We start from the raw sequence: 24813 nt of genomic DNA, 5'->3' as shown, positions 1-24813 counted from the left end.
AGGCAGTCGTTAGTGTCATAAAAAAGTGGAACGATAGTAGTGGCATCAGTCTGACGAGGCAAAGTATTCGGCATCAATAAGAATCATCCAGGTCAAACCTGCCACTTCTGCGAATTTTTCAGGCCGCCAATGTCTCACAGAATGGCAATTTGGCGCAAAATACTATCTACTGACAAACATCAAACGGGTAAGTTCGCCGAAATTTTCACTGTTGTGACATAACCATAAGTACAAGACCATGGCTCAAGAAATCGAATTAAAATTTATCGTTAATCCACAGAACGTAGAAACGCTGCGCAGCCACCTGCACACGCTCACCACTGAGCACGTTGCGCCGACAAAACTGCTCAATGTTTACTACGAAACGCCGGATAACTGGCTGCGTGGGCATGACATGGGGCTGCGCATTCGCGGCGTCGGCGATCGCTATGAAATGACGATGAAAATCGCCGGTCGTGTGGTGGGCGGGCTGCATCAGCGCCCCGAATATAACATCGACATTGATGGTCCGGAGCTTGATCTGGCGCGCTTCCCGGCGGAAGTCTGGCCGGAAGGCGGCTTGCCGGAGGATTTAGCCGCCCGCGTCAGCCCGCTGTTCAGCACCGATTTTGAACGGGAAAAGTGGCTGGTAAATGTCGGCGACAGCCGCATTGAGATTGCCCTTGATCGTGGCGAAGTCAAAGCCGGCGAGTTTCAGGAGCCGATCTGCGAGCTGGAGCTCGAACTGCTGAGCGGCGAGCGTGACGACGTGCTGAAGCTGGCGCACCAGCTGGTGACGCAGTCCGGTCTGCGTCAGGGCAGCCTGAGCAAGGCAGCGCGCGGGTATCATCTGGCCGCAGGCAATGCCCCGCGCAAGATCAAACCTACCGGTATTCTGCCGGTGGTGCCAAAAGCCACCATTGAGCAGGGGCTTGAAGCCGCCCTCGAAATGGCGCTGGCGCAGTGGCAGTATCATGAAGAGCTGTGGGTGCGCGGCGAGGGCGCAGCGAAAGAGGAAGTGATGAAGGCGATCGCGCTGGTTCGTCACGCGCTGACGCTGTTCGGCGGCATAGTACCGCGAAAAGCGAGCGCTCACTTACGTGATCTGCTGACCCGGACTGAAGCCACCATTACTTCTGCCGTATCCGCCGAAACCGCGGTGTACAGCACCGAAACGGCGAAAGCGAAACTGGCGCTCACCGAGTGGCTGCTGACGCGCGGCTGGCGTCCTTTCCTGGATGCGAAAGGCGAGGCGAAAATCGGCGACTCGTTCAAGCGTTTTGCGGATACCCATCTTTCCCGCCACGCCGCCGAGCTGAGAACCACCTTTGCGCATCCGCTGGGCGATCGTTATCGCGACCAGCTGCCGCGCCTGTCTCGTGACATCGACAGTGTGCTGCTGATGTCCGGCTTTTATAATGAGGTGCAGGCTAAGGCGTGGATTGAGAACTGGCAGGGGCTGCTGCACGCCATCAAAACCGGCCAGCATATTGAAATTGAACATTTCCGCAACGAAGCCAACATGCAGGAACCGTACTGGCTGCACAGCGGAAAACGCTAACCCAGGCAAAGGATCACCGCGATGATGCCGCTTTCCTCATCCTTACAGCAACATTGGCAGACGGTAGTTGAACGTCTGCCCGACGCCTCCCTTAGCCCACAGGCGAAGTCGGTGCTCACTTTCAGCGATTTTGTGTGCGACAGTCTTATCGCCCATCCTGACTGGCTGACGGCGCTTGAACATGAGCCCGTCAGAGCGGATGAGTGGCGGGAGTATGCCGGTCAGTTGCAGGCGACGCTGTCACAGGTGCAGGATGAAGCCAGCCTGATGCGCGAGCTGCGTCTGTTTCGCCGTCGTATCATGGTGCGCATCGCATGGGCGCAGGCGCTGTCGCAGATTTCGGATGAGGACATCCTGCAACAGCTGAGCGTGCTGGCGGAGACGCTCATCGTCGCTGCCCGCGACTGGCTGTATGACGCCTGCTGTCGGGAATGGGGTACGCCGTGTAGTCAGGACGGGCAACCTCAGCCGATGCTGATCCTTGGCATGGGCAAACTCGGCGGCGGCGAGCTGAACTTCTCCTCGGATATCGATCTGATTTTTGCCTGGCCGGAAAACGGCGTGACCCGCGGCGGGCGGCGCGAACTGGATAACGCGCAGTTCTTCACCCGGCTGGGGCAGCGGCTGATTAAAGTGCTCGACCAGCCAACGCAGGACGGCTTTGTCTATCGCGTGGACATGCGCCTGCGCCCCTTTGGCGACAGCGGACCGCTGGTGCTGAGCTTTGCCGCGCTGGAGGATTATTACCAGGAGCAGGGGCGCGACTGGGAGCGCTACGCGATGGTCAAAGCCCGCATTATGGGCGACAACGATGGCACCTATAGCAACGAACTGCGCGCCATGCTGCGGCCTTTTATCTTCCGTCGTTATATCGACTTCAGCGTCATCCAGTCGCTGCGTAACATGAAGGGCATGATCGCCCGCGAGGTGCGCCGCCGTGGCCTGAAGGACAACATCAAGCTGGGCGCGGGCGGTATCCGCGAAATCGAATTTATCGTGCAGGTGTTCCAGCTGATCCGCGGCGGGCGCGAGCCGTCGCTGCAATGCCGCGCGCTGCTGCCGACGCTGACGGCCATCGACCAGCTGAATCTGTTGCCGCCCGGCGATGCGAACTCCCTGCGTGCGGCCTATCTTTATCTGCGTCGTCTGGAAAACCTGCTGCAAAGCATCAACGATGAGCAGACTCAGACCCTGCCGGGGGACGATCTCAACCGTGCGCGGCTGGCGTGGGGGATGAACGCGCCGGACTGGGACGGGCTGATGCAAAGCCTGGCGACGCACATGGCGGCGGTGCGCCGGGTGTTTAACGAACTGATCGGCGACGATGAATCCGCGTCTCCTGATGAACAGCTGTCTGAGCAATGGCGCGAGCTGTGGCAGGACGCGCTGCATGAAGAAGACACCACGCCAGGGCTGGCGCATCTGTCTGACGACGATCGCCGCCGCGTGGTGGCGCTGATCGCCGACTTCCGTAAAGAAATTGATAAACGCACCATCGGCCCGCGCGGTCGCCAGGTGCTTGATCACCTGATGCCGCACCTGCTGTGCGAGGTATGCTCGCGGGATGACGCGCCGGTGCCGTTGTCACGTCTGACGCCGCTGCTGACCGGCATCGTCACGCGCACGACCTATCTGGAACTGCTGAGCGAATTTCCCGGCGCGCTCAAACACCTGATTTCCCTGTGCGCCGCCTCGCCGATGGTGGCGAGCAAACTGGCGCGTTATCCGCTGCTGCTGGATGAGCTGCTGGATACCCGCACGCTGTATCAGCCGACGGCGATGGACGCCTATCGCGACGAGCTACGCCAGTATCTGCTGCGCGTGCCGGAAGAGGACGAAGAGCAACAGCTGGAAGCGTTACGCCAGTTTAAGCAGGCGCAAATGCTGCGCGTGGCCGCCGGTGACATCGCCGGTACGCTGCCGGTGATGAAAGTGAGCGATCACTTAACCTGGCTGGCGGAGGCGATTATTGACGCCGTTGTTCAGCAGGCGTGGACGCAAATGGTGGCGCGTTACGGGCAACCGACTCATCTTCAGGATCGGGAAGGGCGCGGTTTTGCGGTGGTCGGCTACGGCAAACTCGGCGGCTGGGAGCTGGGTTACAGTTCCGATCTCGACCTGGTGTTTTTGCATGACTGCCCGGCAGAGGTGATGACCGATGGCGAGCGGGAAATTGATGGCCGCCAGTTCTACCTGCGCCTCGCCCAGCGCATTATGCACCTGTTCAGCACCCGCACCTCGTCGGGCATTCTCTATGAAGTGGACGCCCGTCTGCGTCCGTCCGGCGCGGCGGGAATGCTGGTCACAACCGCAGAGGCTTTTGCGGATTATCAGCAGCACGAAGCCTGGACGTGGGAGCATCAGGCGCTGGTGCGCGCCCGCGTGGTGTACGGCGATCCGCTGCTGAAAACGGCATTCGACACCATTCGTCGCGAGGTGTTGATGACGCCGCGGGAAGGCGAAACCCTGCAAAAAGAGGTGCGCGAGATGCGCGAGAAAATGCGCGCGCATCTGGGGAATAAGCATAAGGATCGTTTTGATCTGAAAACCGATGAGGGCGGCATTACCGATATTGAGTTTATCACCCAGTATCTGGTGCTGCGCCACGCTTGTGACAAGCCAAAGCTGACGCGCTGGTCCGATAATGTGCGCATCCTTGAACTGCTGGCGCAGAACGACATCATGGATGACGACGAGGCGCAGGCGCTGACGCAGGCCTACACCACGCTGCGCGATGAGCTGCATCATCTGGCGTTGCAGGAACAACCTGGTCATGTGCCGTTGTCGTGCTTTATGGAAGCCCGCCAGCAGGTCAGCGCCAGCTGGCAGAAGTGGCTGGTGGAACCGTGCGCTTAACCGCCAGTGTGGTATTATCGCGCGCAAAATTTTTGAAATTGCCTGGAGTCTGGAATGAAAGTAACGCTGCCAGAGTTTGAACGTGCAGGTGTCATGGTGGTCGGTGACGTCATGTTGGATCGCTACTGGTACGGCCCAACCAGCCGTATTTCACCGGAAGCGCCGGTGCCCGTCGTGAAAGTGGATACCATCGAAGAACGTCCAGGCGGCGCGGCGAACGTGGCGATGAACATCGCGTCACTGGGGGCGAACTCGCGCCTGGTGGGCCTGACCGGCATCGACGATGCGGCACGCGCGCTCAGCAAAACGCTGGCTGATGTTAACGTCAAATGCGATTTTGTTTCTGTACCCACACATCCGACGATCACTAAACTGCGTGTACTGTCGCGTAACCAGCAACTGATCCGCCTCGACTTTGAAGAAGGGTTCGAAGACGTTGATCCTGAGCCGCTGCATGAGCGTATCAGCCAGGCGCTTGGCAACATTGGCGCGCTGGTGCTTTCTGATTATGCCAAAGGCGCGCTGACGACGGTGCAGCAGATGATCACCCTCGCGCGCGATGCGGGCGTACCGGTACTTATCGATCCGAAAGGCACCGATTTTGAGCGCTACCGCGGTGCCACGCTGTTGACGCCGAACCTCTCCGAATTTGAAGCGGTGGCGGGCAAGTGCAAAAGCGAAGAAGAGATTGTAGAGCGCGGCATGAAAATCATCGCCGATTTTGATTTCTCGGCGCTGCTGGTGACGCGCTCCGAGCAGGGCATGACGCTACTGCAACCGGGCAAAGCACCGCTGCATATGCCGACTCAGGCGCAGGAAGTGTATGACGTCACCGGCGCCGGTGATACGGTGATCGGCGTGCTGGCCGCGACGCTGGCGGCAGGCAACACGCTGGAAGAGGCCTGCTATTTCGCTAACGCGGCGGCCGGTGTGGTGGTGGGGAAACTGGGTACCTCTACGGTATCGCCTATCGAGCTGGAAAATGCGGTACGCGGACGTTCAGAAACCGGCTTCGGCGTGATGAACGAAGAAGAACTGAAACAGGCCGTGGCGGCCGCCCGCAAGCGTGGCGAGAAAGTGGTGATGACCAACGGAGTGTTCGATATTCTCCACGCGGGCCATGTCTCTTATCTGGCGAATGCCCGTAAGCTGGGGGATCGCCTGATTGTGGCGGTAAACAGCGATGCGTCCACGAAACGTCTGAAAGGGGAAACGCGGCCGGTAAACCCGCTCGAACAGCGCATGATCGTGCTGGGCGCGCTGGAAGCCGTGGACTGGGTGGTGTCCTTTGAAGAAGATACGCCGCAGCGCCTGATCGCCGGTATTCTGCCGGACCTGTTGGTAAAAGGCGGGGATTACAAGCCAGAACAGATCGCCGGTAGCGAAGAAGTGTGGGCGAATGGCGGGGAAGTGATGGTGCTCAATTTTGAAGATGGGTGTTCAACCACCAACATCATCAAAAAGATCCAGAAAGACAGCCAGTAAGACGAATTGCCCGGCAGCGCGACGCTGGCCGGGCAGTGTCTTTTATTTCTGCACGTCCGTGTCGACATCTACCACGTCAACCGGCGGAATGGCCGGAGCCGGTTTCACTTCTTCTGTGGTGTGGCGATTTTCCAGATCGCTGATGCGTTGCTCCAGCAGCGCCAGCTTCTCGCGGGTGCGCAGCAGAACCTGAGTCTGCACATCGAATTCTTCACGGCTGACCAGATCGAGACGCGTCAGTTGCGATTGCAGCGTCTGACGGATTTTTTTCTCTACGTCTTCGCCAAACTCGCGAATGCCTTTCGGCATGGACTCGTGAACCTGACGGGCAATCTGTTCAATTTTCTTCGGGTCAATCATAGTCGTTCCCTGTTCGTGTGGGTAATAGCATACATTGTAGCGTGTTAAGCGCAGGGTTAAACCAGATTTGTTTACCACGCGGGCATTGCCGCCAATAATCAATAGCGTTATAGTTATCGCGCTTATTCTCAGGGCGGGGCGAAATTCCCCACCGGCGGTAAATCGGCAGCTACGCCGAAAGCCCGCGAGCGCTTCAGATGCAAGTCTGAAGGTCAGCAGATCCGGTGTAATTCCGGGGCCGACGGTTAGAGTCCGGATGGGAGAGAGTAACGATCCAGACGGGCGAGGCCCGTTCACGTTATTTTTTTGCCGCTGTGCGGTACTCCTAAGACTGCCCTGATTCTGGTAACCATAATGTTAATGAGGTTTTTTTACCATGAATCAGACGCTGCTTTCTTCTTTTGGCACTCCTTCTGAACGCGTTGAACTCGCGTTAACCGCACTGCGCGAAGGCCGTGGGGTAATGGTGCTTGACGACGAAGACCGTGAAAACGAAGGCGATATGATTTTCGCCGCCGAAACCATGACCGTTGAACAAATGGCGCTGACTATCCGTCACGGCAGCGGCATCGTATGCCTGTGCCTGACCGACGAGCACCGTAAACAGCTCGACCTGCCAATGATGGTCGAAAACAACACCAGCGCATACGGCACCGGTTTTACCGTGACCATCGAAGCCGCGCATGGCGTGACCACCGGCGTTTCTGCCGCTGACCGCATCACCACCATTCGCGCTGCTATCGCCGATGGCGCGAAGCCGTCCGATCTTAACCGTCCGGGCCACGTGTTCCCGCTGCGCGCGCAGCCGGGCGGCGTGCTGACCCGTGGTGGTCACACCGAAGCGACCATCGATCTGGTGTCGCTGGCCGGGTTTAAACCTGCAGGCGTGCTCTGTGAACTGACCAATGATGATGGCACCATGGCCCGCGCGCCGGAGTGCATTGCCTTTGCGCAGCAGCACAACATGGCGGTTGTCACCATTGAAGATCTGGTGGCTTACCGTCGTGAGCATGAGCGTAAAGCCAGCTAAGCGTTAAGAAGCCGAATAAAAAATCCGAAGTCAGTTTCCTGGCTTCGGATTTTTGCATTTTAACGCTCCGCTATTTTCCCCGGCTAAGCTTTATTCCCCAGGCAACACTCATAATTACCAGCAGGATAAAGCAGGTGCCAAACGCCAGCAGGCAGGCCTGCGCCATGTTCATGAAATGCCATGGCGGGATCAGATACCAGCCTTCCGACTGCTGATACAGATCGATAAACCATTTCTGCACGCTGCTCAGGGTCACGCCATCCGGTACTACGGGCGCATCATAACCGCAGTCGCCGGTGGGTTTAAACCACTCCGGCGCCCAGGACGCCAGCGGCAAATTAAACGGAAAGGTGGGTTCCGTTGAGCATCCCTGAACGCCAAAAAGCGCGTCCGGATCCGGGTTATGCACCGCGTAATGAATGCCGTTCAGCTTGATGGCATATTTCATCCCTATGATGCTGCCGTAAAACGCCGCCACGCAGCCCGTTAGCTTCAGCACAAGGTTTTTAGGGTTAATGGCCGCGACTATCCCCCCGAATACCATCACGAACATGGCGAAACGGATATAAACGCACTGCTCGCAGGGAGCCATGTAGAGATAGATCTGGAAAAACGAATGCGCCAGAACGATCAGCCCACCCATGGCAGCCACCATTAACAGCCATAAAAAGCGCGTCTCCTGCCAGCGGACTAAGGTGTCCACCGGCGAGGTTTTTAGCGAGCGCCATAATCCCTTAAGGAAATTCATAGGCACTATCCCTGTTTAGCCGCCAGCTCTTTGATGAGTTCAGCCATGGAGTCGATGGATTTTATATTTTTGGTGTAGATAAGATATTTACCGTTCACCACGTAAGCCGGAACGCCCTGGATTTTGGCCACGTCATAGCTGGCTTTCCAGCGTTCATACAGTGCCTGTACCTCCGGCGTTTTCACCGCCTCGTCAAATTGCGCGCGCGTCATGCCTACCGCATCCAGTCCGGTTTTCAGGAAATCATCAGCACCGCCGTCCCAGCGCTCTTTTTTATCGTGATAGGCCTGGTAGTAAGCAAATTTCGCCTTTTTAAACAGCGACTTCTCATCTAACAGCGACGTACCCGCCGCCTGGTCTTTCAGGATCAAAATGGCAAATAATTCGCTGGCCTGTTTGCCGTATTTCCCTTTGGTTTCCAGGTGGAAGGGGGTAAATGCTGCCACATCGGCGACTTTTGCAGAAACCGGGCCGGTGACGGCTTTGTCATATTTATAACAAAACGGGCAGTCGTAGCTGAAAACCTTAATTAAGGTTTTATCGGCATTGGGGATCGGTTTTTCCAGCACCTGATAATCCGTGCCTTCCGTAAACGCCGATGCCATAAAGGGCATCATGAGCGCGGATAACACCACTGCGCTACGCAGCAGAGCCTTAAGATATTTAGTCAGCATAATCATTCCTTAATTAACAGATAAAATGCAGCGCATCACTTAAACATATTCTGCGGATGCATCATCAGCGCGCGATAATGAGTCTGGTTAGGTTTGTCAGATAACACATCAATTTCGACTTTAACTTCTTTGGTCTTATAGTCGATTTCATTCAGCTTACCGATAGTGGGCTGACCGACGTCAAACAGGTGAATGGAACCACTGAAGCCGAACATAGTGTCACGGTCTTTCTGATATTCAATGACCGAGGTGATGGGGCTGTAAAAATCATATCCACGATCTTTGCCATATTCCCACACCTGCTGCACCGTCATGTTTTTCTCGTCAATTTTGTATTCCACAAAACGCGAGTATTTCATGGTGGGCAGAGCGGGTTGCTCCAGGCCGCGGCCATCGCCATTATCAAAGACTGTCAGGGTGCCTTTGCTGGACAACCAGGCGGTATGCTGGGTGTAAGCGAAATCAAAATCGGTGTTCTGGCACTTGCCGTTTTCATCGCAGGTGAGCGGTTTGCCATCTTTCGCTACGGGCTTCAGCAATTTAGGCGCAAGCTTTTCGTTCCAGCCTTTTGACGGCGCGAGGATCCATTTCACCTGCTTGTCCCGGCCGATTTTCACCACGCCCTGATGACGGGAGGAGAGAATAATCGAGTCATCTTTGGCATCGTAGGCAATGGAGTTCACGTGCGCCCAGTTGCGGCCCGGCCCTACGCCTAACGCATCGCCATAGGGCGTATCAGGCTCCAGCTTCGCCTGCTGCCCGGCATGTTTCAGATCGACGTTAACGCATACCGCCCCGGCGTCCAGCGCGCCCAGCAGACTGTCGCGCAGGGGATCGAGGATTTTATTCAGATCCCAGACGTCAAGGACGCGTCCGGACTTGTCCACTTCGATGATGTGATCGCGAATGGTGTGAACATGCAGCCCGTCATCGCGCTTGTAGTTGCGTTTGCCCACGCGCAGTAACACGGTGCCTTTAGGCGTTTCCAGCGACTCGTGGGTGGCGTCCAGGAAGCCGCGCGGTAATTTATGATCTTCCAGCACCTGGCCGAGCATATCGAATTCATACCAGTGCTGACCCTGCACCGCCGTAAAGGTGCCGCGCGGCGTTTCGCGGATCCCCATCAGATAGCCGCGTTTATTAATATCGACATCTTTGCCGTCATAGAGCGCGTCCTGCTCCAGCCACCAGCGGTATTCCCCCTGGGTGTCCACTACAAAAGTGAAGGGGGCAATATCGAACGGCAGCGCGCCGCCTGCGGGACCGGCATCAAGGATCCCCGCATTTTTATCTTTTTCGCCATGCCAGTGCAGATCGGAACCCTGCGGCGTAAAGGTGTGGGTATTCACCATATAAAGGCGATCTTCAAAACCGGGAGCGACTTTAATCACTTTGGTTTGTTGCAGATCGCTGAAGGAACGGTTATCGACATAATGGTTCACGATAGCGGATGTCGTAATAACGTAATCCTCTTTCACGGCTTTACCGTTTTCTTTGTACTCCACCGTGACCTTATTATTGTATTTTTGATATAAGCCAAAAACTGGAATGCCGCCGTAATTCCTGAGTGACGCGGCACCCACGGCATAGCTGATGGGGACGCCTTTTTCCCCTTTGCCATGCACCGTAACTTTCACATCGGAAATGTTATGGCTGTCGAGGGAAATTAACGCGGTGAGCGGGGCATTACCGTAGGGGTCGACAATGACTGAACCTAATTTTCCTGCCGGTGGCGCAGGCTGAAATCCGGCGGCGAGGGAACTGGCGGTTGTCAGGCTAAAGGATAATGCCATGCCAGCGATTAACAGCTTCTGGTAGGGTTTGAGCATAATAAAATTCCTTTTTTGACGACTTTAATCATTCATAATAAATATGATTTTGCCGTTTATTGAGCGGAGTTATACTTTCATGATTAATAGCGATACCGAATCTGTGGTGAGTAATAATATGTATGAACTGCGCAGTAATAATAAGCCTGTGCGTGCGCGGGTAAATCATCCTGATAAAATTATGTGAGCCGCTTCCATAGCTTTTATTTTTAAGAATATATAAAGATGTTTATTGCTGTTAGCAGGTGTTTGTATGATCGGTATCAGTTTATAAGCGTAAAAGTCTGTCACTATGAGAAAATATGCGCGTCGAAAGCCTCCGCGCGAAAGCAGATTATCAGGAGAGTATAAATGTTTATCCCATGGTACTGGCTGGTGATCATCGGCGTGGCGATCCTGGGCTACGTCTGTCATATAAAACGCTACTGCGCCGCGTACCGACAGGACAGAGACGCCTTGCTGGCAGGGCTGCAAAAGCTCAGCCAGAGTAAAAAAGGAAAAGAGGTGAAAGCTGCCGGACAGTCTCCGGCAGCCGCAGAGAAAGACGCTTAGCCCACGCCCAGAAACTGTAACAGTACCAGGCTCAGGCCCATCACCGACATGCCGCACAGCACGCCGTAGCTGGGGTTGTTGTTGGGGTCGATCTCTTTTGCCAGCGGCATCAGCTCATCCACCGACAGAGCGACCATAATACCCGCCACCGCCGCCATGATCGCCGCCATCAGCAGCGGTGAAAGCAGGTTGCCGAGGATCAGCCACGCCAGCACGCCGCCGAGGATCTCCGCCAGTCCTGAAATACCCGCCCAGAAAATGGCGGTACGCTTAGAGCCGGTGGCGGCATAGACCGGCCCGGCCACCGCCAGCCCTTCAGGAATATTGTGCAGCGCTACGGCAAGGGCGATGCCAAAGCCGAGTTCAAGGTTGTTACTCGCCGTCACATAGGTGGCGATCCCTTCCGGAAAGTTGTGCAGGCTGATGCCAAGGGTCAGCAGGATCGCCGTGCGCCTGAGGTTACGCGGCAATGGCTCGCCTTCTGTGGCGGGCAGCAGATCCTGCGGATGGGCATGAGGCAGCAGGCGATCGAGGCCAAAGTAGCCGAGCAGGCCGACGATAAACATGCCGTAGCCGAGAAACAGGCGGCATATCCGGCGTGGCTAAGGCCGCAGGCAGCATCTCCATCAAAGAAATTAACAGCATGATGCCCGCGGCAAAACCCAGTGAAAAAGCCAGCACGCGATTGGAGGGCTTCTGGCCCATCACGCCGAGAATGGCGCCAATAAAGGTGGCCGCGCCAGCCAGTAAGGTCAGGATCAAGGGAACTGACATTAACAACTCCTTGTGATAATCATTCTCATTTATGTTAATGAGGATTTACCGCCAACGCGAGCGGGTCATTCGTCCTTTACGCATTTCTTACATTCAAAATTCCTGATGATCTTCATCATGGTTATCTGCGTTTATCCGCAACGGAAACAGCGTAAGGTAAAGGCATATTATTTCCCGCCTTTGTAAGGATATGACCATGTCAGCACCGCGTATGCCAGCACTATTTTTAGGTCACGGCAGCCCAATGAATGTTCTTGAAGATAACATTTACACCCGTACCTGGCAGCATCTTGGTGAGACGCTGCCGCGTCCGAAAGCCATCGTGGTGATCTCTGCACACTGGTTTACCCGCGGCACCGGCGTGACAGCTATGGCGGAGCCAAAGACCATTCATGATTTTGGCGGTTTTCCGCAGGCGCTGTATGACACCCATTATCCGGCCCCCGGCTCACCTGCGCTGGCGCAGCAACTGGTGGATCTGTTAGCGCCGATCCCGGTGACGCTGGATCAGGAAGCCTGGGGTTTTGACCACGGATCCTGGGGCGTGCTGATCAAGATGTACCCGCAGGCGGATATTCCGATGGTGCAGCTCAGCCTCGACAGCACCAAACCGGCGGCCTGGCATTACGAACTGGGGCGCAAGCTCGCCACGCTGCGCGATCAGGGCATCATGCTGGTGGCCAGCGGCAACGTGGTGCATAACCTGCGCACGGCGCGCTGGCACGGCGAAAACACGCCTTATCCGTGGGCCGTCTCATTTAACGATTATGTGAAGGATAATCTGACCTGGAAAGGGCCGACGGAGCAGCATCCGCTGGTGAATTATCTTGATCATGAAGGCGGTTCGCTGTCGAACCCGACGCCGGATCACTTCCTGCCGCTGCTCTACGTGCTGGGCGCGTGGGACGGCCAGGAGCCGGTCACTATTCCGGTGGAAGGTCTGGAAATGGGCTCGATCAGTATGCTGTCGGTACAGATAGGGTAAACAAAAAACCCGGTAGGCAGAACGCCACCGGGTTTTGATTATTCCACGAAAATATGCGGATAGAAGCGCGACAGATCCTGGGTGATCAACGCCCGATCTTCGCGAATGCCGATCCCCGCAGGTTGATCGTTGATAAGCCAGCTGCCAATCAGCACATAGCTGTCGCCGAATTTCGGCAGCGGGCAGAACTCCTGCACAATCATGCCTTCTTCGCCGTACGGGCCTTCCGCCTGCTCAATGGTTTGACCGTTTTCAATGATCGACACATTTGCGCCTTCGCGGGAGAAAATTGGCTTCACCACGTACTTTTCAGGCGTCGGATGCTCGTCTTCGGCAAACCAGGCGGGCAGCAGATTTGGATGATCCGGGAACATCTCCCACAGCATCGGTAACAGCGCTTTATTGGAAATAATGCTTTTCCACGCCGGCTCCAGCCAGCGGACGCCAGCGTCTTCCAGCTTGGTGGAGAACATTTCGCGCAGCATGTATTCCCAGGGATAAAGCTTGAACAGATTGCTGATCACCTGATCCTGCAAATCGCTGAACTGGCCCTTTTCACCGAGGCCAATGTCTTCCATATAGAGGAATTCGGTGGCGATACCGGCTTCGGCGGCGCAGTCCTGCAAATATTGCACGGTGCCGCGATCTTCCACGGTATCCCGGCAGCAGGCCATGTGCAGCAGGTTAAAACCATACTGGTCGCGCAGCTCGCCGAAGCGCTCGATCAGCTTTTCCTGCAGGCTGTTGAACTGATCGCTACCGGCGGGAAGATTGCCGGCATTCAGCTGATCTTCAAGCCACAGCCACTGGAAAAACGCCGCTTCATACAGCGAGGTCGGCGTATCGGCGTTGTTCTCCAGCAGTTTAGGATCGCCCACGCCGTCCCACGCCAGATCGAGGCGGGAGTAAAGCGAGGGTTGCTGCGTCTGCCAGGACTGGCGCACAAAGCCCCAGGTGTGTTTAGGAATGCGGAATTTAGTCATCAGCGCATCGCTGGCAATCACCTTTTCCACCACCTTCAGGCACATCTGGTGCAGTTCCGCCGTGACGTCTTCCAGCTTCTCAACCTGTGCGAGGGTGAGCTTGTAGTAGGCGTCTTCACACCAGTACGGCTCGCCGTACATGGTGTGGAAGTTAAAGCCGTACTCGGTGGCCTTTTCGCGCCAGTCCGGGCGCTCAACAATACTGATTCTTTCCATGCGTATCAGCCGCCCATTGAGCGTGTAGAGGTGCCAGCAGCGCTGCGCTGCATGGTGGATTGTTTAGCGACTGATTCGCCGAACCCGCCGCGGGTCACGGTGGTTGTGGTGGCCGGTTTAGGGGCCAGCGCGGTTTTCGGCACGGTGGCGGTACGGCCTGGCTGTGCGGCGCCGTAGCCTTTACCGGAGGCATCGGTGTACTGGCCATAAGCCGGGCTGGCCGGGTTGCGTGAGGTAAACAGCGGCTGCTGCGCGAAGCCTGCGCCGCCGCCCATCAGACGACCCATCATATAACCCGCCATCAGCGGCATCCAGAAGCTGCCGCTTTGCTGGGTTTGCGCCTGGTTTTCCGGGGCCATGCCTGCCTGAGCAGGGGCCTGCTGGCACTGGCCTTCGCCAAATTCAGCCACGCAATCTTCACGCGTAGCGTATTTCGGCGCGGTACGTTCGGCTTCTTTTTTCGCGTTATTAAAGGCAGTGGTACATTCCGCACTTTTGCCCGGGTTGGCGCTGGTGCAGTCGTCCGCATTTTGATACATGGATACCGTTTCGTCGCTTTGTTCGCAGCCTGCCAGCATAAACACGGCAGTGACGGCAAAGGCGACCGGCGTCAGGTGGCGTGCGCTCCAGCTTTTGCGGAACGTCGCATGATTAATCGTTTTTGTCCGTTTCATAGATGTCTTCCAGAACCCAGAGTTACAGCAAGGTGAATAATGCTCAGGATAGAGGATGAGTGGTCGAAAATGAAGCGCGATCGGGCCGGAACGGGTGGTGAAGAGGGATCTTTACGTTGTCTTACGTTGAAATGGGGGCTGACGCCCCCATTGAACAGATTAACGGCTAAACGGATTAGCGCCGCTACGTGAACTGTTGGTTGCCACAGGGGCGTCAGCGGTGGTCGCGGACTGTGCGTCGGCGGCGATGTTCTGCACGCGCGCATCCTGCTGTGGATTTTCCGGCGCCACGGCTTCAGGCGTGGTTGAGGTCGGTTTACCCAGCGTGCTGTTCAGCGCCAGCAGATCCTGCTCGTTCAGCGTACCGAGGGCGGATTTAATATTCAGCTGGTTGATCAGATAGTTATAACGCGCGCTGGAAAGCTGCTGCTTGGCGTTATACAGCGCCGTGGTGGCGTCCAGCACATCGACGATGGTACGCGTACCCACGGAGTAACCCGCTTCGCTCGCATCCAGAGAACTTTGCGCAGAAACCACGGCCTGCTCATAAGCCTTGATGCTGCTGATGGACGCGTTAACGTTGTTAAAGGAGGAACGAACGTTCTGTACCACGCTGCGGTGCGCGGTTTCGAGCTGCTCGCTGGCGCCAACGAAGTTGTACTGCGCCTGCTTCACCTGTGAGTTAACCATTCCGCCCTGGAAAATCGGCAGAGAGAAGTTCAGGCCTACTTTGTTCTGACCAACGTTGCTGTCATCAAACTGCGCATTGTTGGTTTTAGAACCGCTGTACGAGGTATCAGACACGCCGGTAGAGGCGGTGAGATCCAGGGTCGGCAAATGGCCGTCCTGCGCCTGGCGGATCTGCTCACGCGCCAGGTCCTGATTCAGACGCGCCTGCAACAGCGACAGGTTGCGGTTTTCCGCTTCTTTCAGCAGGGCATTGACCGGCTGCGGCTTGTCAGTTTTGAAGTTATCAACGTTCAGGGAAGCCAGTTCCGGATAGTAGTTACCGGTGACCTGACGCAGCTGCTCAACGGCGTTATCCAGATTGTTGCGTGCGGTGACTTCATTCGCCAGTACGGTGTCGTACTGTGAACGGGCGTTCTGCACGTCGGTAATGGCAACCAGGCCAACGTTAAAACGCTGCGTTGTCTGATCGAGCTGGCGATAGATCGCCTGTTTCTGTGCTTCAGTGTAAGAGAGCGAATCAATGGCGCTCAATACGTTGAAGTAAGCGGTGGCGGTATTGAGGATCAACGTCTGCTGGTCAGTCTGGAAGGTCACATCCTGGATACCAGCGGCTTTTTCCTGCAGCGTCAGCGCGCGCCACTTTGACATGTCAAACAGGGTTTGTGTAAGTTGCAAAGAGGCGCTGGTGGCATTGGAGTTCACACCATTGCTGTCGCGGAAGCCATTGCTGTAGGTGTAATCCGCACCCAAACCCAGCTGTGGCAGTAACGGGCTGCGTGCTTCGTTGATTTTCTCGAATGCGGCATCACGGTCTGCTGCCGACCTGCGCAGTTCCGGGTTGCTTAAACGCGCCTGCTTATAAACCTGCAACAGGTTTTCTGCCTGGCTCATGGCGCTGAAACCTGCAAGGCTCAGGCCGATTAGGATGGGGAGCAATTTCTTCATTTGCATTCCTTGTTGTGAAGCATGATATAGCGCTGATCAAAGAGTAAAAATAATTGCCGATTCTAGCAGAGACTAGCATGACAAAAGGTTGGCGTTACGTGCCATCTGGCGTTAATTTGCACCAATCTACCACAAGGTACAGTAAACGGCAGTGCTGGTGCCTTGAAATCCACAATTTCATCATTATTTAGGGGCGGGATGAATCATGAATAAAGACAAACCGGTTGCCACGACTTTCACCAAAAATGATGTAGAAATTATTGCACGGGAAAAACTGTACAGTGGTTTTTTTTCGCTCGATTTGTACCGCTTTCGCCATCGCCTTTTCAACGGGGAAATGAGCAACGAAGTACGGCGTGAAATTTTTGAGCGCGGTCACGCGGCAGTGTTGCTACCCTATGACCCTGTGCGCGATGAAATCGTACTGATCGAGCAAATCCGTATCGCCGCGTATGACACCAGCGAGACGCCCTGGCTGCTGGAACTGGTGGCGGGCATTATCGAAGAGGGTGAAACCGTTGAGGACGTCGCGCGCCGTGAAGCGGTAGAAGAGGCGGGCCTTGAGGTTGGCCGCGTGAAGAAATTTATGAGCTACCTGGCAAGTCCGGGGGGCACCAGCGAGCGGTTATCGCTGTTGGTTGGTGAAGTGGATGCCACAGAGGCCAAAGGTATACATGGTCTGGTGGACGAAAACGAAGATATTCGTGTTCATGTGGTGAGCCGGGAACAGGCTTACCAGTGGGTAGAAGAGGGGAAAATCGACAACGCAGCGTCTGTCATCGCCCTGCAATGGCTGCAGCTGCATTATGAAGCATTGAGAAAAGAGTGGATAAAATGAAGCGTTACACACCTGACTTCCCTGAGATGATGCGCCTGTGCGAAACCAACTTCGCGCAGTTGCGACGCCTGTTGCCCCGTACCGACGCACCCGGCGAAACAGTGAGCTATCAGGTGGCAAATGCGCAATACCGGTTAACCATTACCGAGTCCACCCGCTACACTACGCTGGTGGAAATCGAACAGACGGTTCCGGCGATAAGCTACTGGAGCCTGCCGTCGCTGACGGTACGTCTGTATCATGATGCGATGGTCGCTGAAGTGTGTTCAAGCCAGCAGATTTTTCGCTTCAAGGCACGTTATGATTACCCAAACAAAAAGTTGCACCAACGCGACGAAAAGCATCAAATTAATCAGTTTTTAGCCGACTGGCTGCGATACTGTTTAGCACATGGAGCAATGGCGATTCCGGTTTGTTAGCGTCGTGAAACCTAAGGACACCATTTGGAAAGCCTGTTAAATCTGGGGCTGGCTGGTGAGGCCAACATCAGGATCTTACAAATAACCGATACTCACCTGTTTGCTGAGAAGCATGAAACGCTGTTAGGCGTGAACACCTGGGAGAGCTATCGGGCGGTGCTGGACGCCATCCGCGCGCAACAGCGCGACTGCGATCTTATTGTCGCGACGGGCGATCTGTCACAGGATCACACGGCTGCGGCCTATCAGCATTTTGCTGACGGCATCGCAAGCTTTGATGCGCCCTGCGTATGGCTGCCGGGAAACCATGATTTCCAGCCCGCCATGTACAGCACGCTTCAGGATGCCGGTATTTCGCCATCAAAACGCGTTTTTGCGGGCGAACACTGGCAAATTTTGCTGCTCGACAGCCAGGTGTTCGGCGTGCCGCACGGTGAACTGAGCGAGTTTCAGCTCGACTGGCTGGAGCGTAAGCTGGCGGATGCGCCGGATCGCCATACGCTGCTGTTGCTGCACCATCATCCGCTGCCGGCGGGCTGCGGCTGGCTGGATCAGCACAGTCTGCGCAATGCGCAGGAGCTGGACAACGTGCTGGTGCGCTTCCCAAAGGTGAAATATCTGTTATGCGGCCATATTCATCAGGAGCAGGATCTGGACTGGAACGGTCGCCGTCTGCTTGCCACGCCGTCAACCTGCGTGCAGTTCAAACCGCACTGTTCTAATTTTACGCTGGATACCGCCGCTCCCGGCTGGCGCTGGCTGGAACTGCGCGCCGACGGCACGCTGCATACGGAAGTGTGCCGCCTGCAAAGCACGCAGTTTCGTCCGGATACCGCTTCAGAAGGTTACTGATGTCTACGCTTCTTTATTTGCATGGCTTTAACAGTTCGCCGCGTTCGGCGAAGGCCACCCAGATGCAACAGTGGCTTGCCGGGCATCATCCGCACATCAATATGGTGGTGCCGCAACTGCCGCCCTATCCTGGCGAGGCCGCTGAACTGCTGGAATCGCTGGTGCTCAGACACGGCGGCGAGCCGCTCGGTATCGTCGGTTCCTCTTTAGGCGGCTATTACGCCACCTGGCTGTCACAATGTTTTATGCTGCCTGCCGTCGTGGTGAACCCGGCGGTGCGGCCCTTTGAATTATTGCGGGATTTTCTGGGGCAGAACGAGAACCCCTACACCGGTCAGCAATATGTGCTAGAGTCACGCCATATTTACGATCTTAAAGTCATGCAGATTGACCCGCTGGAAGCGTCGGATTTACTCTGGCTGCTACAGCAAACGGGCGATGAAGTGCTGGATTACCGCCAGGCCGTCGCGTATTACGCGTCATGCCGCCAGACAGTTATCGAAGGCGGAAACCATGCCTTTGTGGGCTTTGACGATCATTTCACACAGATTATCGATTTCCTCGGACTGCATTAAGTCTGTCGGGAAACGATGCGATCACTATCTACGAACAAACCATGACGCAATCCTATAACGCTGATGCCATTGAGGTACTGACCGGGCTTGAGCCGGTTCGCCGCCGTCCGGGGATGTATACCGACACCACCCGCCCAAACCATCTGGGCCAGGAAGTTATTGATAACAGCGTGGATGAGGCGCTGGCAGGTCACGCGAAGCGCGTGGATGTCATTCTGCACGCCGATCAGTCGCTGGAAGTTATCGATGATGGCCGCGGCATGCCGGTGGATATTCACCCGGAAGAGGGCGTTCCGGCGGTGGAGTTGATCCTCTGCCGTCTGCACGCGGGCGGTAAATTCTCCAACAAAAACTATCAGTTCTCCGGCGGCCTGCACGGCGTGGGGATCTCCGTCGTTAACGCCCTGTCCCGACGCGTGGAAGTGAACGTGCGTCGCGACGGCAAAATCTACAACATCGCTTTTGAAAACGGCGAGAAGGTTAAAGAGCTGGACGTGATCGGCACCTGCGCGAAACGCAACACCGGTACCAGCGTCCACTTCTGGCCGGATGAAAGCTTCTTCGACAGCCCGCGTTTCTCGGTCTCCCGTCTGACGCACGTGCTGAAAGCCAAGGCAGTGCTCTGCCCTGGCGTGGAAATCACCTTTAAAGATGAAGTGAACGGCAGCGAACAGCGCTGGTGTTATGCCGACGGGCTGAACGACTATCTGGGCGAGGCGGTAAACGGCCTGCCCACGCTACCGGAAAAACCCTTTGTCGGCAGCTTTGCCGGTGACGTAGAAGCGGTGGACTGGGCGCTGCTGTGGCTGCCGGAAGGCGGTGAGCTGCTGACGGAAAGCTACGTCAACCTGATCCCTACCATGCAAGGCGGCACGCACGTCAACGGCCTGCGTCAGGGGCTGCTGGACGCGATGCGTGAATTCTGCGAATACCGCAATATTCTGCCGCGCGGCGTGAAGCTGTCGGCGGAAGATATCTGGGATCGCTGCGCTTACGTCCTGTCGGTCAAGATGCAGGATCCGCAGTTCGCCGGGCAGACCAAAGAGCGCCTCTCTTCACGTCAGTGCGCGGCCTTCGTGTCCGGCGTGGTAAAAGATGCCTTTACCCTCTGGCTGAACCAGAACGTCCAGTCAGCCGAAATGCTGGCGGAAATGGCGATTTCCAGCGCCCAGCGCCGTATGCGCGCCGCCAAGAAAGTGGTGCGTAAAAAGCTGACCAGCGGCCCCGCACTGCCCGGCAAGCTGGCGGACTGTACCGCGCAGGATCTGAACCGTACCGAACTCTTCCTCGTGGAAGGGGACTCGGCGGGCGGCTCGGCGAAACAGGCGCGCGATCGTGAATATCAGGCGATCATGCCGCTTAAGGGTAAAATCCTTAACACCTGGGAAGTCTCCTCCGATGAAGTGCTGGCGTCCCAGGAAGTGCACGACATTTCGGTGGCCATCGGTATCGATCCGGACAGCGAAGATTTAACCCAGCTGCGCTACGGCAAGATCTGTATCCTCGCGGATGCGGATTCCGATGGCCTGCACATCGCCACGCTGCTGTGCGCGCTTTTCGTGAAGCACTTCCGCACGCTGGTGAAGCACGGGCACGTCTATGTGGCGCTGCCGCCGCTGTATCGTATCGATCTCGGTAAAGAGGTGTACTACGCGCTGACCGAAGAGGAAAAAGCCGGTGTGCTGGAACAGCTGAAGCGCAAGAAGGGCAAACCGAACGTCCAGCGCTTTAAAGGCCTCGGCGAGATGAACCCGATGCAGCTGCGCGAAACCACGCTTGATCCCAACACGCGCCGTCTGGTGCAGCTGACCATCAGCGATGAAGACGATCAGCGCACGACGGCGATGATGGATATGCTGCTGGCGAAAAAGCGTTCCGAAGATCGCCGTAACTGGTTGCAGGAAAAAGGCGATCTCGCCGAACTTGACGGCTAATCAGCAAATAACAGCGGGGCGAATTATCGCCCCGCTTTTTTTTATGCTTTCGCCAGCCTGAGCTTTATCATCAGATTGCGGGTCTCGTTAATAATATTCTTCTTTAAGCGCAGGAAAGGAAAAACGAACCACAGCCACAGCACATATTTTTTATGGTCCTGCGAACTTAACTTCACCACCGGCGTTTTCAGTCGCGCATACTGACTCTTCTTTATTTGTTTTAACGCCGTTTTATCGACGCTGGTATAAACAAATCCGCAATCCCGATAATTCTCGATATGATAAAAACCCGCGCAGGCGTTTATTCTGGCGATGGCGATTGAAAAGGGAACAGGGCCGGTGGTACGCAGCACGCCCATTCGCCCGATGCCATACACCCAGGGTTTGTAAGACCTTATGCGTGACACCACTTCATCGATCACCCCTTTGATCCACGGCGAACGCGCGCAGACCGTGATGTTCCACTGCTGATACTCACCATTTTCCAGAAAAGAGAGCTCCTCGTGACGACCTGTCTGTTTCCGACGCCCGCAGGCCGTGCTTTGCCAGCTGCACAGCAATAGCTGACAGTCGTCAGGGATAACCTCATCCAGCGGTCGCGAGCAGGCGCTTTTGATATCCAGATAGACCCCGCCTTCCACGTACAGCATCAGATAACGAAAAAAATCCGCCCGTGCCGCGCCGTATTCTGGGTTGATCATAAGCCAGGTATTCAGCATCTCTTCGCCATAGTGCTGGCGAATAAAATCCTTAATCATGCTGGTGTCATAAAAGTGATAGGTCCAGTGCGGATTATTCTTCTTTAATTTTTCAATAGAAGTAACGATGCTCTCCGGTAATGCATACCAGCCTTTTGTGTATATTTGATGAATTTTTTTTGGCACCTTGTTCATAGGCATCCTTCGAAACAGAAAAGTCCGGATCCTGCTATCAAAAAGAAATAAGAAAACGTATCAGCGCTTATTCAGACCATCGTCCTCGGTGAGGAGTTCCGTCTTTCAGCTATTCAGAATGTATATAAAAGTAAAATATACCGGGAAGGAATAAACGATAAGAAAAAGCTTATTTGCCGGACGCTTTCTCTGCGGATTTACCTGAAGGCGAATGATTTTTCCGGTACTGCAACGGGGTTTCACCGATCCCCTTCCGGAAGGCGCTGATAAAGTAAGTGACATCGGAAAATCCGACCACCGCCGCCACCTCGCTGACGCTCAGCGGGCTGTGCAACAGCGCCTCACAGGCTTTGCGCAGGCGGATGGTATTCAGATACTGATGCAGATGCTCCCCCGTCTCCACATGAAAGCGGCGGGAGAGATAGCTGCGCGATTTCCCCAGCTCCTGCGCCAGGGTGTCGAGGCTGAATTTCTGCTGGTAGTTTTCCTCCAGCCAGAACATCACCTGCGTCGCCAGGCTCTGCCGGTTATCCGAGGGCGCAGCGTTATCATCCGGCAGCATAGTGAACAACGTCAGCAGCAGGCAGGCGACCTGCTCCGCATTCAGCGGGGCGGTGGCGGCAAGACGGGCATACAGACTGAACAGATTATCAATATGGGCATGCTGGGCAGAAGCATCCACCACCAGCGCCGGGCCGCCGCGCGTCGACAGCTTTTGCAGGCGCTGCTGGTTTTGCGGGAAATCCCGCAGGATCTTGAGCACTGCATGCTGATCGACATGAATGATAGTGCGGCGATAACAGTCCTGCGCCTGCTCGTCGACCATCACCTTATGCAGCGTGAAGGGCGGGAAAATAAACAGCCGCCCCGGTCGCATGGTGTACTGCCGGTTATCGACGATGGCGATGCCGTAGCCCTCCTCGACGTACAGCACTTCCAGACATTGATGCCAGTGATGGTAACGCACCGTATTGGCAAACAAGCGGCTGAACGACACTATGGCATCGTTAAGGGTAATTAACTCCAGACGATCCGACGGCCACCTTTCGGACATGGTGCAATAATTCTCAACTTTTAACGGTCAAAAAGCATTTATAAACCCTTTTTTTAAATTTTCTCAACAGCCAGTTCAAAAGAGTTCTGCGGGTGTGACAAAGGTAACATTTCTGGCTGTCGCCGATTCACTATGCTTGTGCCACTTGATTGTGAGAGGCAGAACCATGCTGACGGCGACTACAGAAACCTCAAATACATTGTCTTCCCGTGCGGAGGTGGTTGATGCATTAATGACCATGCTCAGCGCGCTGGATCGGCAGTTTCCCGCAGGAAGCTCAGGCTTTCCATTAGGGGATACCTGCGCCCATTACGGCGCTGATATAGCCATGATGGAGGGATTGTCACGCGCGCTGTGGGGCGTTTTTCCGCTGATGGCGGGGGGCGAACCCGTGCCGTACAGCGATAAATATCTCACGGCGATTAAACAGGGCACCGATCCGCAGAGCGCCGGATACTGGGGCGATACCGGGCCTTACGATCAGCGGCTGGTGGAGATGGCGGCCTACGGGCTGGGGCTTTCGTTATTGCAGGATAAACTGCTGGAAAGCTTCACCGCCCGCGAGCGGGAAAACCTGCATCGCTGGCTGAACCAGATCACCGACGCGCAAATGCCGGACAGCAACTGGAACTACTTCGCCATTATGGTGCAGCTGGGCTTCAAGCGCGCCGGGCTGCCCTGGGATCGCGGTGCTATCGAGCATCGCTTTGAGCTGATGGAAGCCTATTATCTGGGCGACGGCTGGTACGCCGATGGCCCCGGTCGTCCGAAAGATTATTACATCTCAATGGCATTCCACTTTTACGGCCTGATCTACGCCACGCTCAACGGCGAAGACGATCCCGCCCGCGCGCAGATCCTGCGCGATCGTGCCGCGCAGTTTGCGCAAGATTTTATTTATATGTCGGCGACCGGAGGCGAGTCGGTGCCCTTTGGCCGCAGCCTGACCTACCGTTTCGCAATGGTGGCATTCTGGAGCGGCGTGGCGTTTGCCGGGCTGGACGTGTTCTCGCCGGGCGTGGTGAAAGGCATTATCCTGCGCCATCTGCGCTGGTGGCTGAAACAGCCTATTTTTGACCGCGACGGCATTCTGACCCTCGGTTTCGCGTATCCCAACCTCGCTTTCTGCGAAGACTATAACTCACCGGGATCGCCGTACTGGGCGCTGAAAGTCTTCCTCATCCTGGCGCTGCCCGCGGAGCATCCGTTCTGGCTGGCGGAAGAGCAGCCGCTGCCCGCGCTGGACAATAAACGTGTCATTCCCCATGCGCAGCAGATCCTCGTGCACAGCGAGAATTCACAGCATGTGTACATGCTCACCTCCGGGCAACTGGAGCTGAACAATTATGTGAATACCGAAGCCAAATACACCAAATTCGCCTACTCCAGCCGCTTTGGTTTCACCATTGAGCGCGGGCGCTACGGCATTAAGCACGCCGCCTGCGACTCCATGCTGCTGCTCTCGGAAGGGGATAACTACTGGCGTGGCCGCCGCGAGTGCGACGAGGTGGTGGTGCGAGACGATCATATTTTTTCGCGCTGGTCACCCTGGCATAACGTGCAGATCGCCAGCTGGCTTATCCCCTGCGGCGACTGGCATGTGCGCATTCACCACATCAACACCGCCCGCCATTTAAACAGTACCGAAGGCGGATTTGCGGTAATCAAGGCGGAGCCGCAGCTGCTGGCTGACGGCTGCTTGCTCCAGGCCCGTAATGGCACCAGCGCCATCCTGTCTTTACCCGCCGGGGCGTCACGCCAGGCGGACTGCATTATTACGCCGCCGAACAGCAGCGTGATGTTTGCCGAATGCGCCGCCATTCCGGTGCTGACCGGCGAGCTGGCGCCGGGTCAGCACTGGCTGTGCTGTGCGGTTCGCGCCGGCGCGCATCAGGAGGCATTTACCC

Annotated in this window: 21 protein-coding genes, 1 pseudogene and 1 riboswitch; of the genes and pseudogenes, 12 read left to right on the top strand and 10 right to left on the bottom strand. The window is 56.0% G+C overall.

The genetic code is table 11. The features are described from left to right. Nucleotides 1-238: 238 nt before the first annotated feature. Genes QRD42_RS01845 through hldE form a run of 3 tightly spaced genes read left to right on the top strand, consistent with a single transcriptional unit; the run spans nt 239 to nt 5881 of the window. Nucleotides 239-1540: an inorganic triphosphatase gene (locus QRD42_RS01845; protein WP_318374173.1), complete on the top strand. Its 1302-nt coding sequence runs from the start codon at nt 239-241 to the stop codon at nt 1538-1540. Nucleotides 1541-1561: 21 nt separating this feature from the next. Continuing rightward, the gene (glnE, locus tag QRD42_RS01840; protein WP_321988069.1) at nt 1562-4396 is read left to right on the top strand and encodes a bifunctional [glutamate--ammonia ligase]-adenylyl-L-tyrosine phosphorylase/[glutamate--ammonia-ligase] adenylyltransferase; all 2835 of its coding nucleotides are present in this window, start codon (nt 1562-1564) and stop codon (nt 4394-4396) included. Nucleotides 4397-4450: 54 nt separating this feature from the next. After that, entirely contained in the window at nt 4451-5881 is a 1431-nt protein-coding gene (hldE, locus tag QRD42_RS01835; protein ID WP_321988068.1) for a bifunctional D-glycero-beta-D-manno-heptose-7-phosphate kinase/D-glycero-beta-D-manno-heptose 1-phosphate adenylyltransferase HldE, read from the top strand. 42 nt (nt 5882-5923) lie between these two features. Here the strand turns inward: hldE and ubiK are convergent, their stop codons facing one another. Continuing rightward, nucleotides 5924-6241 carry a ubiquinone biosynthesis accessory factor UbiK gene (gene ubiK, locus QRD42_RS01830; protein WP_072569730.1) on the bottom strand — a complete coding sequence of 106 codons (318 nt, stop codon included), beginning with the start codon at nt 6239-6241 and terminating at the stop codon, nt 5924-5926. 120 nt (nt 6242-6361) lie between these two features. Continuing rightward, nucleotides 6362-6513, top strand: a riboswitch (FMN riboswitch). Between the two features lie 104 nt (nt 6514-6617). On the opposite strand from ubiK, the gene ribB reads away from it, so the two are divergent. Beyond that, on the top strand, nt 6618-7271 hold the full coding sequence (ribB, locus tag QRD42_RS01825; RefSeq protein ID WP_072569731.1) for a 3,4-dihydroxy-2-butanone-4-phosphate synthase: 654 nt from the start codon (nt 6618-6620) through the stop codon (nt 7269-7271). 70 nt (nt 7272-7341) lie between these two features. Here ribB and dsbI read toward each other — a convergent pair whose 3' ends face one another. The 3 genes from dsbI to QRD42_RS01810 are packed head-to-tail and all read right to left on the bottom strand — an operon-like array spanning nt 7342 to nt 10522. Beyond that, nucleotides 7342-8019, bottom strand: a complete 678-nt coding sequence (gene dsbI, locus QRD42_RS01820; RefSeq protein ID WP_072569732.1) for a protein-disulfide oxidoreductase DsbI — start codon at nt 8017-8019, stop codon at nt 7342-7344. Between the two features lie 5 nt (nt 8020-8024). Further along, nucleotides 8025-8693 carry a thiol:disulfide interchange protein DsbA/DsbL gene (locus QRD42_RS01815; protein WP_321988067.1) on the bottom strand — a complete coding sequence of 223 codons (669 nt, stop codon included), beginning with the start codon at nt 8691-8693 and terminating at the stop codon, nt 8025-8027. Nucleotides 8694-8728: 35 nt separating this feature from the next. After that, complete coding sequence (locus QRD42_RS01810) at nt 8729-10522, bottom strand: aryl-sulfate sulfotransferase (protein WP_321988066.1); 1794 nt, start codon at nt 10520-10522, stop codon at nt 8729-8731. Nucleotides 10523-10873: 351 nt separating this feature from the next. Here QRD42_RS01810 and QRD42_RS01805 point away from each other — a divergent pair, with 351 nt between their 5' ends. Further along, nucleotides 10874-11074, top strand: coding sequence for a hypothetical protein (locus QRD42_RS01805; RefSeq protein WP_321988065.1), 201 nt, complete (start codon nt 10874-10876; stop codon nt 11072-11074). Here QRD42_RS01805 and zupT read toward each other — a convergent pair. Further along, nucleotides 11071-11848 (bottom strand): annotated as a pseudogene (gene zupT, locus QRD42_RS01800) (zinc transporter ZupT). The gene QRD42_RS01805 and the pseudogene zupT overlap by 4 nt on opposite strands. 196 nt (nt 11849-12044) lie before the next feature. Here zupT and ygiD point away from each other — a divergent pair. Further along, nucleotides 12045-12833, top strand: a complete 789-nt coding sequence (gene ygiD, locus QRD42_RS01795; protein WP_072569737.1) for a 4,5-DOPA dioxygenase extradiol — start codon at nt 12045-12047, stop codon at nt 12831-12833. A gap of 38 nt (nt 12834-12871) precedes the next feature. Here ygiD and QRD42_RS01790 read toward each other — a convergent pair whose 3' ends face one another. The 3 genes from QRD42_RS01790 to tolC all read right to left on the bottom strand — a co-directional run bounded on the left by QRD42_RS01790 (nt 12872) and on the right by tolC (nt 16341). After that, a complete protein-coding gene (locus tag QRD42_RS01790) occupies nt 12872-14032 on the bottom strand; it encodes a glutathionylspermidine synthase family protein (RefSeq protein WP_318363463.1) in 1161 nt (386 codons plus the stop codon). A 5-nt stretch (nt 14033-14037) separates the two neighbouring features. Further along, the gene (locus tag QRD42_RS01785; RefSeq protein ID WP_318375611.1) at nt 14038-14706 is read right to left on the bottom strand and encodes a DUF1190 family protein; all 669 of its coding nucleotides are present in this window, start codon (nt 14704-14706) and stop codon (nt 14038-14040) included. A gap of 159 nt (nt 14707-14865) precedes the next feature. Next, nucleotides 14866-16341, bottom strand: coding sequence for an outer membrane channel protein TolC (tolC, locus tag QRD42_RS01780; RefSeq protein WP_072569740.1), 1476 nt, complete (start codon nt 16339-16341; stop codon nt 14866-14868). 205 nt (nt 16342-16546) lie between these two features. Between tolC and nudF the strand changes: the two genes are divergently transcribed. Genes nudF through parE form a run of 5 tightly spaced genes read left to right on the top strand, consistent with a single transcriptional unit; the run spans nt 16547 to nt 20959 of the window. Beyond that, entirely contained in the window at nt 16547-17179 is a 633-nt protein-coding gene (gene nudF, locus QRD42_RS01775) for an ADP-ribose diphosphatase (protein ID WP_072569741.1), read from the top strand. Further along, the gene (locus QRD42_RS01770) at nt 17176-17598 is read left to right on the top strand and encodes a DUF1249 family protein (RefSeq protein ID WP_072569742.1); all 423 of its coding nucleotides are present in this window, start codon (nt 17176-17178) and stop codon (nt 17596-17598) included. The genes nudF and QRD42_RS01770 overlap by 4 nt, the downstream gene beginning before the upstream one ends. 24 nt (nt 17599-17622) lie before the next feature. After that, nucleotides 17623-18450: a 3',5'-cyclic-AMP phosphodiesterase gene (gene cpdA, locus QRD42_RS01765; RefSeq protein ID WP_072569743.1), complete on the top strand. Its 828-nt coding sequence runs from the start codon at nt 17623-17625 to the stop codon at nt 18448-18450. After that, the gene (yqiA, locus tag QRD42_RS01760) at nt 18450-19025 is read left to right on the top strand and encodes an esterase YqiA (RefSeq protein WP_072569744.1); all 576 of its coding nucleotides are present in this window, start codon (nt 18450-18452) and stop codon (nt 19023-19025) included. The genes cpdA and yqiA overlap by 1 nt, the downstream gene beginning before the upstream one ends. Nucleotides 19026-19066: 41 nt before the next feature. Next, nucleotides 19067-20959 carry a DNA topoisomerase IV subunit B gene (gene parE / locus QRD42_RS01755; protein ID WP_072569745.1) on the top strand — a complete coding sequence of 631 codons (1893 nt, stop codon included), beginning with the start codon at nt 19067-19069 and terminating at the stop codon, nt 20957-20959. A 41-nt stretch (nt 20960-21000) separates the two neighbouring features. Here parE and QRD42_RS01750 read toward each other — a convergent pair whose 3' ends face one another. Both QRD42_RS01750 and QRD42_RS01745 read right to left on the bottom strand, forming a co-directional pair. Further along, nucleotides 21001-21852: a glycosyltransferase family 32 protein gene (locus tag QRD42_RS01750; RefSeq protein WP_321988064.1), complete on the bottom strand. Its 852-nt coding sequence runs from the start codon at nt 21850-21852 to the stop codon at nt 21001-21003. 169 nt (nt 21853-22021) lie between these two features. Further along, nucleotides 22022-22906, bottom strand: a complete 885-nt coding sequence (locus QRD42_RS01745; protein WP_321988063.1) for a helix-turn-helix transcriptional regulator — start codon at nt 22904-22906, stop codon at nt 22022-22024. 166 nt (nt 22907-23072) lie between these two features. Here QRD42_RS01745 and QRD42_RS01740 point away from each other — a divergent pair. Beyond that, nucleotides 23073-24813: DUF2264 domain-containing protein (locus QRD42_RS01740; RefSeq protein WP_321988062.1), on the top strand; the 1741-nt coding region annotated here is incomplete at its 3' end.

Origin of the sequence: Enterobacter sp. PGRG2 (assembly GCF_030291195.1) — a bacterium.
Lineage (GTDB): Bacteria > Pseudomonadota > Gammaproteobacteria > Enterobacterales > Enterobacteriaceae > Enterobacter_D.
Note: the sequence above shows the minus strand (reverse complement) of the source record. Positions and strands in the feature narration are given on the sequence as shown.